This is a genomic window from candidate division WOR-3 bacterium (genome assembly GCA_039803925.1).
Lineage (GTDB): Bacteria > Hydrothermota > Hydrothermia > Hydrothermales > JAJRUZ01 > JBCNVI01.
In genome coordinates, this window is the sequence record JBDRZL010000021.1 from 1 (window position 1) to 11,998 (window position 11,998).

General features: G+C 27.5%; 13 protein-coding genes. 9 read left to right on the forward strand and 4 right to left on the reverse strand.

The window, feature by feature from the left end; genetic code table 11:
• Positions 1 to 376: 376 nt before the first annotated feature.
• The 7 genes from ABIN17_08055 (at position 377) to ABIN17_08085 (ending at position 6,774) form a co-directional block, all read left to right on the forward strand.
• Positions 377 to 817: a DUF5618 family protein gene (locus ABIN17_08055; GenBank protein ID MEO0285002.1), complete on the forward strand. Its 441-nt coding sequence runs from the start codon at positions 377 to 379 to the stop codon at positions 815 to 817.
• Between the two features lie 944 nt (positions 818 to 1,761).
• On the forward strand, positions 1,762 to 2,121 hold the full coding sequence (locus ABIN17_08060) for an integrase core domain-containing protein (GenBank protein ID MEO0285003.1): 360 nt from the start codon (positions 1,762 to 1,764) through the stop codon (positions 2,119 to 2,121).
• Between the two features lie 31 nt (positions 2,122 to 2,152).
• Entirely contained in the window at positions 2,153 to 3,202 is a 1,050-nt protein-coding gene (locus tag ABIN17_08065; protein ID MEO0285004.1) for a MoxR family ATPase, read from the forward strand.
• A gap of 15 nt (positions 3,203 to 3,217) precedes the next feature.
• On the forward strand, positions 3,218 to 4,351 hold the full coding sequence (locus ABIN17_08070; GenBank protein ID MEO0285005.1) for a VWA-like domain-containing protein: 1,134 nt from the start codon (positions 3,218 to 3,220) through the stop codon (positions 4,349 to 4,351).
• Entirely contained in the window at positions 4,344 to 5,261 is a 918-nt protein-coding gene (locus tag ABIN17_08075; GenBank protein MEO0285006.1) for a hypothetical protein, read from the forward strand. Before ABIN17_08070 ends, ABIN17_08075 begins: the two co-directional genes overlap by 8 nt.
• A 26-nt stretch (positions 5,262 to 5,287) precedes the next feature.
• Entirely contained in the window at positions 5,288 to 5,455 is a 168-nt protein-coding gene (locus ABIN17_08080) for a hypothetical protein (protein ID MEO0285007.1), read from the forward strand.
• 32 nt (positions 5,456 to 5,487) lie between these two features.
• Positions 5,488 to 6,774, forward strand: coding sequence for a TIGR04013 family B12-binding domain/radical SAM domain-containing protein (locus ABIN17_08085; GenBank protein ID MEO0285008.1), 1,287 nt, complete (start codon positions 5,488 to 5,490; stop codon positions 6,772 to 6,774).
• A gap of 339 nt (positions 6,775 to 7,113) precedes the next feature.
• Here ABIN17_08085 and ABIN17_08090 read toward each other — a convergent pair whose 3' ends face one another.
• The 4 genes from ABIN17_08090 to ABIN17_08105 are packed head-to-tail and all read right to left on the reverse strand — an operon-like array spanning position 7,114 to position 9,957.
• Positions 7,114 to 7,650, reverse strand: a complete 537-nt coding sequence (locus tag ABIN17_08090) for a DUF4416 family protein (GenBank protein ID MEO0285009.1) — start codon at positions 7,648 to 7,650, stop codon at positions 7,114 to 7,116.
• Positions 7,647 to 8,432, reverse strand: a complete 786-nt coding sequence (locus tag ABIN17_08095; protein ID MEO0285010.1) for an arylamine N-acetyltransferase — start codon at positions 8,430 to 8,432, stop codon at positions 7,647 to 7,649. The genes ABIN17_08090 and ABIN17_08095 overlap by 4 nt, the downstream gene beginning before the upstream one ends.
• Positions 8,426 to 9,514, reverse strand: a complete 1,089-nt coding sequence (locus ABIN17_08100) for a glycosyltransferase family 4 protein (protein ID MEO0285011.1) — start codon at positions 9,512 to 9,514, stop codon at positions 8,426 to 8,428. Before ABIN17_08100 ends, ABIN17_08095 begins: the two co-directional genes overlap by 7 nt.
• The gene (locus ABIN17_08105) at positions 9,511 to 9,957 is read right to left on the reverse strand and encodes a CvpA family protein (protein ID MEO0285012.1); all 447 of its coding nucleotides are present in this window, start codon (positions 9,955 to 9,957) and stop codon (positions 9,511 to 9,513) included. The genes ABIN17_08100 and ABIN17_08105 overlap by 4 nt, the downstream gene beginning before the upstream one ends.
• A gap of 31 nt (positions 9,958 to 9,988) precedes the next feature.
• Here ABIN17_08105 and ABIN17_08110 point away from each other — a divergent pair, with 31 nt between their 5' ends.
• Both ABIN17_08110 and ABIN17_08115 read left to right on the forward strand, forming a co-directional pair.
• Positions 9,989 to 10,849, forward strand: a complete 861-nt coding sequence (locus ABIN17_08110) for a permease-like cell division protein FtsX (protein MEO0285013.1) — start codon at positions 9,989 to 9,991, stop codon at positions 10,847 to 10,849.
• Positions 10,846 to 11,952, forward strand: a complete 1,107-nt coding sequence (locus ABIN17_08115) for a peptidoglycan DD-metalloendopeptidase family protein (protein ID MEO0285014.1) — start codon at positions 10,846 to 10,848, stop codon at positions 11,950 to 11,952. The genes ABIN17_08110 and ABIN17_08115 overlap by 4 nt, the downstream gene beginning before the upstream one ends.
• The last annotated feature ends 46 nt before the right edge of the window (positions 11,953 to 11,998 follow it).

Consider the following 11,998-nt stretch of genomic DNA (forward strand, 5'->3'; position numbering starts at 1 on the left):
AATTTACCAAAGAGGAATTTAAACTAAGCATTTACCAGATCTCTGTATAATTCCGCATAGGGTTACAATTTGCTAAAGAAGAATTAAATGCTATAGAAAAATATATAAATTCTGTTATCGCTTGGGAAAACCATTCAGAACTTCAATCTATTTTTGATAAGAATATATGGACTTTAAAAGAAGCAAGGAGATGGTTAAAAGAACATGATTTTCAATATAGAATTTATGAAAGAACAAAAAATTATTATAGATTCCCACAACTTCCAATAGAAAATTTTGAAAGATTTAGAATAAAAGATTTTGGAAAAAAATAAAAGCAATTATAGGATTTGAAGAGGATTTGCAAAAGAATGTTGGAGAGGATTATAATATAAGTATGGAAAATTTAAAAATAAATCCAGAAGAAATTGAGAAAATAAAAGAAGAGGCAATAAAGTTGTATAAAAATGCAAAAGAAACATTAAATAAATCTCCCTTGGATGATGAGGGAGAATATTATGAAGAAATAAAATATGTTCAGGAGGCTTATGGAGCTTTATGGCTTTCTATTTTAAAGGCTCTTGATTATGCTTTACTAAAAACAGGAAAAATAATTAAAAAAGAATTGCCTCAAAGTTCTGAAGCATATAGAGATTATATAAATAAATATTTATTGCATAGAGATGGAAAATTAAGAAAAACATTTGAAATTTTATATGATGAAATTCATATTGGAGGTTATTATAGAGGATTGAACAGATCAAAAAGAAAAATAAAAATAGATTTTGAAGATGCAAAAAAATTTCTTCAAAAATTAGGGATAGAAGTTGAAGATTAAAGACATTCAGACCCAGAAAGCAATCTTTTTTTTAAATGAAGTTTATAATGTTCTTTATGATGTATTTTTATGTTTTGAGTTTTCAAGCTAAATCTCAATTTACTAAACCAGATTTGATCTATTTAATTGTTATATTTTAAAAGCACTTGGAGAAAAAAGAGAATGTTAGATGATAAATAACCTAAGTTAAATCTCTGAACTTTCTATAGAATTGGTGAAATATTACATCAGAATTTTTATAAAATTCGTTAAAAAATATGCTTGATGAAGATAAAAATATAAAAATCCTTGTGTTTCAAGGAGAAATACTTTGAAAAATTTTAAAAAGATAATAGAATTATTGTATAAAGGTTATTATTTTATAAGACCGAAAGGATTTAAAATACCATGTTATAATTTGGAGGATATAGAGAGAAAATATAGTGAAATAGTGTCTAAAAAGATTAAGGTTAAATAGTTTATGAAAAATATGGAGAAAAGTTAATGCGTGAAGCATTCAATATTGCAAAGAGTAATGTTTTCTTATGGAAGAAGAAGCTAAAAGATAAAAAATTATGATGTTTCTGCTCTTATTCTTGAATCAAGGGCACCGATAAGGAGAAAACAAAGACTTTTTATCCTGAAGTTATTGAATATATAAAGAAAAGGAGATGGGAAATTCTGCGACTTGGACAAATTCCTTTGAAAAAAGAATTAGATGAATTTTTAAAAAAATAAAGGAATAAAGCCAATTTCTGCTTCTATTATTGCAAAAATAATAAGATATCTTAAAGATAGAAATGAAATTATAAATCCAAAAGTCAAATTTCTTTTTATGCAAAAACTGGTAAAGTGGTAATAGGGGAGAAGAGGAAAAAGAAAAAATTGAGAAGAGGTAATTTCACGCCAAATTCTCATTAACAAGCAGAAATGCAAGAGATTTTCTGGAAAAGCTAATAAAAATAATGCTATTTAAAGTAAAAAGAGTCCAAACTGATAACGGAAGCGAATTTATGGGAGAATTTGAAGAATTACTTAATAAATTAAACATTATTCATTTCTTTAATTATCCTAAAGATCCTCAGAGTAATGCTTTTGTAGAAAGATTTAATAGAACTCTCCACGAACATTTAATTGAGTGGAATTTAAAGGAGATTATTCAGCCTGATAAATTCAACTACTATTTGATGAATTACCTTCTATGGTATAATACACAAAAACCACATCAAGCCCTTAACACTTTTTCACCTATTGAATACTTTTTGAAAAAATATGTAAAGAACAATTATTATTCTAATATGTATATAAATCGTACATACTCTTGACAAAAAGGTGATAAGATGAAATAATAAAAATATGAAAATTTTAAAAAGAAATAAATCGGTGAATATAAAAGGATTAAAAAAATTACTTGTTGATATAGTAAAAAAAATATTAGAAGGAAAAGCATATGAAATACCAGCTCTTTTCATTTGGGGACCTCCTGGTGTTGGTAAATCCACAATCATTAAAGAGGTGGCAAAAGAATATAATTTAGAAGTTATAGATTTGAGACTCGCACAAATTGACCCTGCTGATCTTAGAGGTATTCCATTCCCAGATAAAGATACAAAAAGATTAGTCTGGTGGATCCCAGAATTCTTCCCAAAAGATGGAAAAGGTTTCCTCTTTTTAGATGAGTTAAATTTAGCAGACCTTTCAATTCAAGCAACTGCCTATCAACTTGTTCTTGATAGAAGAGTTGGTAATTACAAACTACCTGACGGCTGGTATGTAATAGCAGCTGGAAATAGAAAAGAAGATGCGGTAAATGTATTTGATATGCCTGACCCTTTGGTTTCAAGATTTATTCATATAGAAGTAGAACCAGACCTTGATGCCTGGATTGAATGGGCAGTAAAAAAAGGAATATCCGAAGAAATAATCGCTTATTTGAAATATAAACCCGAGAATTTTATTAACATAAAACCTAACAGGGTTTCAATTGCTTATCCATGCCCAAGAACATGGGAATTTGCAAATACAATGTTGAAATTGACGAAAGATGTAGAAATGATTGCACTTGCTGTTGGAAACCCTGTTGCTGCTGATTTTATTGCTTTTTTAGAAGTATACAGAGAGTTGCCTGATATAGAAAAAGTTTTAGAGACAGGAGAAATAAATTTTCCACCCCGCGAAAAAACCTCCATATGGTGGGTTATTTCAACTGCTTTAGGTTTAAGACCTAAAAATCAAAGACATATAGATAATGTTGCAAAGATTTTACTCGAGATTAGAAAAAATTTTGTTGAGTATGGTTCGTATATATTGAATTTGATTCTCAAAGATAATGAAAAGGGGTTAATGCTCATGAAAAGCAGATTTTATAAGGAATTAAGAGAAGCATATTTTGATTCTCTGCTTTAAATCAAAAAGAAACCAATGAGAACAAAGGAATTTGAAAAGGCAATTGTAAAAGTGGTGATTGAGCACCCCTTTTTCAGAAAACTCTTATTAGAAACGGTTTTTGAAGAAGACTCGAATATACTCACTGCCTGTGTTTACGGAGACGGAAGATTTAAGATTAACACAGAATGGTTCAAAAATCTAAGTGAATCTGATAAAGTTTTTGTTATAGTTCATGAAATTTTGCATATTGCTTTATGTCACTTCACAAGATTAAATAATAGAGATATAACTTTATGGAACATAGCAACAGACCTTGCAATCAACTCTATGCTTGTGAATATGGGATTTGAAATTAATAAACTTAAAGAAACATCATTATTTCCCGAAAAGTTTGGTTTTGAAAGATGTCTATCAGCAGAAGAATACTATAGCCTTTTAATTCAAAATTTTGAAGAAATAGAAAAATCAGGATATCTTTACCTAAAAGGATTTGACAGCCATTATCCCTGTGATAGCCAAATCACAGAATTAGTTGAAAAAAAATACAGTAAAGTATTGGGTGAAGTATGGAAGATGTCAAAATCAAAGGGAGATTTTCCAGGATGGTTTCAGGAGTTTGTGGAAGAGCTAAGTGAACCAAAAATTAACTGGAAGGTTATGCTTGGTAAATTTTTAATTCAGAATATAAGAGTGAAAACAGATTGGACAAGACCAAATAAAAGATATCTTGCTTACGATATTATTTATCCAACAAGAAGACAAAAAATTTTGAATTTAGTTATCGCTGTTGATACATCAGGCTCAATTAGTAGTGAAGATTTAAAAGATTTCTTCAGTGAAATTAATGGTATTTTGAATTCTTTCAATTTTTATCATATTTATCTAATTCAAAATGATGCTAAAATTCAAAAAGTAGAAGAAATAAAATATCCTGATAAATTACCTGATACTATTGAAACAATTGGCAGAGGCGGAACAGATTTTAGACCAGTATTTAAGTATCTTGAAGAAAAAAGAATTATACTCCCTCTTGTTTTCTTCACAGATTTGTTGGGGAATTTTCCGAATAAGGCTCCACAATTTCCAGTGTTATGGATTTCAACGACAGAAAAGGAACCCCCTTTTGGAATAAAGGTAAGATATAAAAGGGAAAATTTTAATGAATGAAAGGTCAAAATATATTGAAGCAGTAAAGAAAGTTTTTGACAGTTATAAAATAAATTACAAAGAAGAAATAATAAATAATATGTTTTTAGTAAAAAATGACGGATTATGGATTGTAGTATCAGAAAAAGAAGGAAATAAAATCAAAAACTTAACAGCACTATTGCGAAAAAATCGTTTACCTTACTTGATTTTATATAATAGTTTGAAGGAAGAAACTTATATATGCGATTTGGGAAACGAATATAAAGGCAAAAGTTTTAAAACAATAAATTATGATTTTCATAAATTAAAAGATAATTGGTGGATTTTAACAAATTTATGGATTATAATAGAAAATATTTTAAAAACAAAAAAATTTTCAATTTTTTTGCCCTATTCTAAAGAAAAAGATGAATTAAACAATTATAAAAACCATAATTTAATTGTAAAAGTTTGTGAAATAAAAGTTTCCCGTTACACAAGATTTTCTACATTTACTCTATTTTATAAAGGTATCCCTGATCATTCTTTGATTTTTGAATTGGAAATAATTTTTGGTGATTTTAAATATGAGAATGGATTTATAAAAATGATACCTTCAAATGAAGAGGTATTAACCACAGATTTTATTTTTGAAATTGAAATTTTTTTTAAACTTTTAAGTAAATTCATTAAAAAAAATAAAGGTTTTGTTGGTTTTGGTGAAGTAATTTATACTGCCTTACAAGAAAATCAGTTGAAAAAAGAATTGATGACAAAGAGAGAGCTACTCAAATATTTAGGGAAGGTATTAAAAGTGGACTTGGAAGGATTAATGGAATTTATCAAAAAAGAAAAAAGCCTTAAAAATAAAATTAAAAGAATAAAAGAAGAAATAAAAAATGGGTTATTTATAAATATGTATAAGTATGGAGGAAGTTACGGTATATAATTTTAAAATAAAAAAAGGAGGCTAAGATGAAAAAGAAAAAAAGAAAAAGTAAAAAAGAAAAAATATGTATAAAATGCAAAAAAATATATAAACCTGATTTAACATTCATAAAGATTACTGAAGAAATTTACCTTTGCAAAGAGTGCTTTGATGAACTTCTTAAAACATCTGAAAAAGAAAATAAAACTCCTTAAAGTTAGATAAGATAAGGTTTAGTCTGTAAATTATGAAAAAAAATTATGCTTTTGTAATTTATTATAACAAAAATAATAAATATAGCTTTAATGCATTGTTAGGCGCCATTGAAACTGAAGAATCCCTCAACAATATAAAGATTTACTTTATCAAAAATAAAAAAAATTTTATCACAGAAATTGAACATATAATTAAGGAACATAAAAAAGTAATAATTGGTGTATCTTTTTTTACCACACAATTATGGGATATAAATAAAATTGTTAAAACATTAAGAGAAAAATTTGGTAAAAAGATATTACTTATCTCAGGAGGACCTCACCCAACAGGAGACCCAGAAGGAACACTTAAAATGGGATTTGATATTGTTGTAAGAGGTGAAGGAGAAGAAACAATAATTGAACTTTTAAAAAAAATCTTTAATGATGAAGATTTTAAAACCGTTAAAGGAATTACCTTTTTTGATGATAATGGAGTTATGAAATTCACAGGTAAAAGAGAACAAGTTGACTTAAATAAATATCATCCCTTTGCAATAAAATATGAAAAATTTGGACCTATTGAAATAACAAGGGGATGCCCTTTTGCCTGTTATTTCTGCCAGACTCCAAGAATCTTTGGTGCAAGAATAAGACATAGAAATATTGAAAATATATGTAAATATGTGGAGTATATGAAAAATAAAAATCTCTTAGATATAAGATTTATAACACCTGACGCCTTCTCATACGGTTCAAATGATGGTAAAAAAATTAACCTCCTTGAATTGGAAGAACTTTTAAAAAATGTCAAAAAAATTATCAAACCAGAAGGAAGAATTTTCTTTGGAACATTTCCATCAGAAGTCAGACCTGAACATGTAAATGAGGAAACAATAGAATTGATATTAAAATATGCTGACAATGATAATATTACAATCGGTGCCCAATCTGGAAGTCAGAGAATTTTAGATTTATGTAACAGAGGACATAAAGTAGAGGATGTCTATAATGCAGTAAAAATTACACTAAAAGCAGGTCTTAAAGCAAATGTAGATTTTATTTTTGGATTGCCCGGTGAAACTGAAGAAGATATTAACCTTACAATAAAAGTAATAGAAGACTTAACAAAAATGGGAGCTTATATTCATACACATGCATTTATACCTTTACCTCAAACACCTTTTGCTAAATCACCCCCAAAAGGAGTTAATGAAAAAACTAAAAAAATTATAGGAAAAATTAGCTCAAAGGGTTTTGCTTTTGGAAGCTGGCAAAAACAGGAAAAAATTGCCTTTAAAATATACCAGTATCTAAATCCAAAACCCATTCCAAAGTAAGGAAAGTAAAAAGGCTCACCTTCATATTCTATCCCTACAGGTATTGTTGCAATAAGAGAAATCTCATATTTCTTATGATAATAGGTAAAAGAAATAAAGAGAAGAATTAGGAAAAAATAAATGTTCCAAGAGGCTGGATATAAAGAGGTTCCAAATCCATATCCCAATTTAATTTTTTTTAAAAAACTTTTAGATTTTTCATAATACCTTCTTATACCACAGAACTTAAAATCTTAAACCCCATACCGAAGAGAGACGCCCATTCTCTTTTTTTTGGTTCAAGAGTTTAATAAATAAAAACAGTTTAAACAGTTTAAAATAAATAGATTAATCATAAATTTAATTTATTTTTAATTTTCTCAAATCCCTTTTATATATTTCTCTTATTTTTAAAAAGGCTTTTTCATATAAATTGCTTTTAAAATCCGGGAAACTTGTTAAAAGGGGTCTAAATTTCCCTTTTTCATACCATAAGGTTATATCAGCATAAACTCCTCTTCCAAGATATATTTTGTAACCACTTTCCTTAAAAGATGCTAAAACAAATTTGAAATAATCCATATAACCGGGATCTATATTTACTTTCCTTTTACCTTCAATAGTAAATTTTTTTTCAATTTCCCATGTTATATATTTAATTTCCACAATTCTTGAAGGATCAATTAGTTCCTTAAAAGAATAAAATATTCTCTTTATATCTTTACCCATTTCCTTTTCATAATAAGAAGTAAAATTAAAATCAAAACTTTCACTTTCATAATCAATTTCTCCGAATGATTTTATAAGTTCTTCCTTAACCCTAATTAATAAATTTTTTTCAGTGTAAAATAAACCTAAAATCAATTTACAGGGTAAAGGGCTGGCGGGCTCACTCATTTTATAAATCCCTTAACTTTTAAAATTAAATCCCTTTTTATATTCAGTTCCTCAAAAATTTTTATCATTTCCTTTTCTTCAAGTTTTTTATAAAAAGTTTTTCCCTCTTTTATTTTATGAAAGTGTCCATCCCTTATGTATATAATTCCATCCCTTACTTTTTTTGAAACAATAACATGATTCATCATTTCAAATTCAAAGGATTTTTTCCAGGCTGATATAAAATCATCTTCATTAACTTTTTCTTTTTTTATTTTAAACCTGAATTTTTTGAATCCCTTTTCACTTTCCGTATAAACATATATTCCGTCTTTTCTTTCTTCATAAATAAAATCATAGGCTAATGTTTTAAATTTAAAGAAATCACTTTCAAGAAGGATGGGCTCATAAATCAGGTATCCAACATCACACAGATATTTTTTACCTTCAATTTCAAGGGACACAAGGGTATGGGTATTTTCACCGTAACTCCTATCTGCAAGTAAAAAACAAGGTTTAAAACCTAAATACTCAAGAAAATTTTTTAAAAAATAAACAAGAGAAAAACAGGTTCCACCTGCGCCTTTTTCAAAAAAATCTCTGATAATATAATAGGGTGTCCTTAATTTTTTTTCAAAATTTTTACTTTCCGCCTCAATTATCTTTGTTAAATTTTCATAGGGAATTTCTGAAAATATCTTAAGAACTTTTTTTAAAAAAAACAATTCATTTTCTTCTTTTTTTAAATTAAATTTTTCTGAAAGAAATTCAAAAGCCTTTAAATCCCTATCCTTTATTAACATTTATAAATAAATTCTACCTTTTCAGCAATTTTATTCCAGTCAAATTCTTTTGAAAATTTTAATCCCCTTTCTCTTATTTTTTCTCTTAAAGATTTATCATTTATTAAAATTTCTATTTTTTCTGCAAGGTCCTTTTCCTTTTTATTTTTAAATAAAAGCCCGTTTATTCCATCTTTTATGACCTCATTGTATCCCTCTATGTCTGAAGATATAACCGGAACACCTGAGGCCATTGCCTCAATCAAAACAATACCAAAAGTCTCTCCTCCTATTGCAGGTGATACATAAATATCAGCACTCCTAAAAATTTTTGGTAACTCATTAGGTTCAACAAACCCAAAAAATCTTACATTTAGATTGTTTTCTTCAGCATATTTTTTTGAATTAGTAAATAAAGGACCCTTTCCAACCATCCAGAATTCTATTTCCCTATAACCCTTTTCCCTTAAAATTTTAGCAGCCTTTAAGAAAATTAAAGGTCCTTTTCTTTTTTCAAATCTTCCAACATATAAAACTGTAAAATTATTTTTCTCAATTTTCTCTCCTTCAGGATTAAACCTTTTTGTATCAACTCCATTTGGAATGATAACATAATTTCCAAAGGGAAAATATTTTTCAATTTCTTTTTTTGCTTTTTTTGATACACAGATAACTTTATCAATTTTTTTAAAACTTTCCTTATAAAATATTCTTGCCAACCTGTAAAAATTAAAACCTATAAAGGCAGTATGGAAAGTGGCTATATTCTTTGAACGAGAAAAAATTAAGGCATGGTAGGGCAAATTGTGACCAAGTGGTCCATGAGTATGAACTATATCAAATTCCTCCTTAAAAATTTCTCTTAATTTTTTTCTTAAATATTTTTCCCATGTAAAAGTTATCTGGGTAAAGTTGAGTGGTAAAATATGAACTTTTCCAACTCTTAAAACACAATTTTCTTCTTTTTCACCATGATTATAAGAGGCAGTGAGAATTTTAACAATATGCCCCCTTTCTCTTAAAGCTTTTGAAAGGTGATGCATGTGTTCTGATACGCCTCCTGGAAATGGGTAATAGGCATCAGAAACCATTAAGATTTTCATATAAATTTATTTAAAACTTTTGATTCTATTTCAAGAAGTATTGAGGGAGTTTTTGCTCCTTTAATTAAATAAGAAAGCGAAAGACTTTCAAGTAAATGGATTATTGCAAGAATAAGAAGAATTGATAAAAAAAATAAAAATATACTTCCTAAAAGTTTATCCCAGAAAGAAAGACCTAAACTTTTAATGGCTTTTTCTCCAATTTTAAAGAGAAAGGCAAATAATACAATTGAAAATAAAAAAATTAAGATAAAGGTTAAAAAGTGTGAGAAAGGAACGAATTTGGGTAAAAATTTTTTTAGAAGAGGAGAGAGATTATAGGAAAAAAGAAAAGAAAAAGCAAGGGAAAACCAGGAAGTTATAAGACGCCATAAACCGTAAATAACTCCTATTAAGAAAGAAAGGAGCAAAACAAAAACTGTAAAAATATCAAAAGGATGCATTTTAATTAATTATGCACTTAAAATATTAAATATGTCCTTTTCTTTTATTATAAGAGAAACATATACAGGAATTAAAAATAATCTGAGGATGGCTTTTACAAGTGTTTTAATTATGTCCTTTTCTTTATTTTTCTTTATTTTTTTTGTGATATTAACTTTAAATTCCTTTAATGTTATATATGAAAGATCCTCTAAATTAATGTTTGAAGTTTATCATACAGAAAATCTTGATGATAAAAGTTTAAATTTTTTGGCAGATATTTTAAAATCCTTAAGGGGGGTATATAAAGTTGAGTATATTGATTCAAAAAAGGGAAGAGAATTTTTTTTAAATGAATATCCTGAATATAAGGAACTATTAACTCTTTTTAATGAAGATATATTTCCTCCAAAATTTACACTTCACTTAAAACCCTATTTACTTTTAAGAGGAGAGATAATGGAATTAAAATCCTTTATTTTAAGACTTCCCTTTGTTAAAGAAGTTTATTTTGGCGAGGAATATATTTTAAAAATTTTCAAAATCCTTTTATTTTTGATTTTTATTGATATTTTTTTCTTCTTTTTCCTTTTATTTTTACTTACAATAACAATCCTCCAAACACTCAGATTAACTATAAGGTCAAGATTAAATCTTATTGAACTTTTATATCTTGTTGGTTCAGATGAGGAATATATTAGATCTCCCTTTGCACTTGAAGGCTCTTTATACGGTCTTTCAGGTTCTATAATAGCAGTAATACTTTCTCTTTTATTCTTTTCCTTTCTTAAAAAATTTTTTGGAATAAGTTTTAATTTTGTATTTACAGTTTTAATTTCAATGGTTGCCTTTGGAACATTTCTTGGATTTCTTTCTTCACAGATAGCTCTGTCAGATATAAAGAAAATATGAGTATACTTCTTTTAATAATTATAAATGCAGGTTTAAAATCCAAGATTGATTCTTTAAATCTTGAATTAAAAAAAATAAGAGAAGAAAGAAAAATCCTTGAAAAAGAAGAAACAAAAACACTCTATTCCCTTGAATCCATTAATAAAGAAATACAGGTTTTAGGTGAATTGGAAAAATCCTTAATTTCAGAGAGAATTTCTCTTGAAAAGGAAGTTTCAGATCTTGAGAATTTAATCAAGGAGAATGAAAAGGAGCTTGAAAAAACAAAAGATGTAATTAAAGAGTTTCTTATTTCACTTTATAAATATGGGAAATTAAGTCCTTTAAATATAATAAGGGGTCAGGGTTCTTTTTTAAATTTTTATACAGGGCTACTTGCTCTTAAAAAGGGTATTGAATTTAAGAAAGAACTACTTGACAAAGGGACCTTACTTGTTAAAAGTTTAAGGGAAAAAAAAGAATCCTATAATTTAAAGGTTAAAAATTTAAAAGAAATTGAGGTAGTAACAGCTGAGAAGAAAATGGAACTTCTTGAGAGCAGAAAGGAAAAGGAAAAAATTTTACAGGAACTGAGAAAAAAGAAAAAAGAACAGGAAAAACTTGAAAAAGAACTTGTCTATCAGGTTAAGAAATTTGAGGAATTACTTGAAAAAATTGAAAGAGAAAGAATGGCAAAAGTTAAAAAGGAAATACCTGAAAAAATTCCTAAAAGGGTTTTTAACTGGCCTATAAAGGGTGAAATAGTTTCTTATTTTGGCAACCTCTGGCATCCTGAATATAAAACAAAAGTTAAAAACAATGGAATTGATATAAAGGCAAAACCAGGTGATAAAGTTTATTCAGCAGATGCGGGTGTTGTTGTATATTCTGACTTATTTATGGGTTACGGTTTAACTGTTATAATAGACCATGGAGACGGTTTTTATACAGTTTATGCTGGACTCTCAAAAATATATGTTTTCCCCGGAAAGGCAGTATCCAAAGGAGAGCCCCTCGGGGAGGTGGGAATTTCAATTTTTAGTTCAAATTATACCTTGCATTTTGAAGTAAGATATGGTGGGAAAGCTTTAGATCCGCTCTTGTTTTTACCCTTTGAAAGTTAATTTTTTAAAAATGTGATTTAAATCATGGAAAAATTTTTTTAGCATT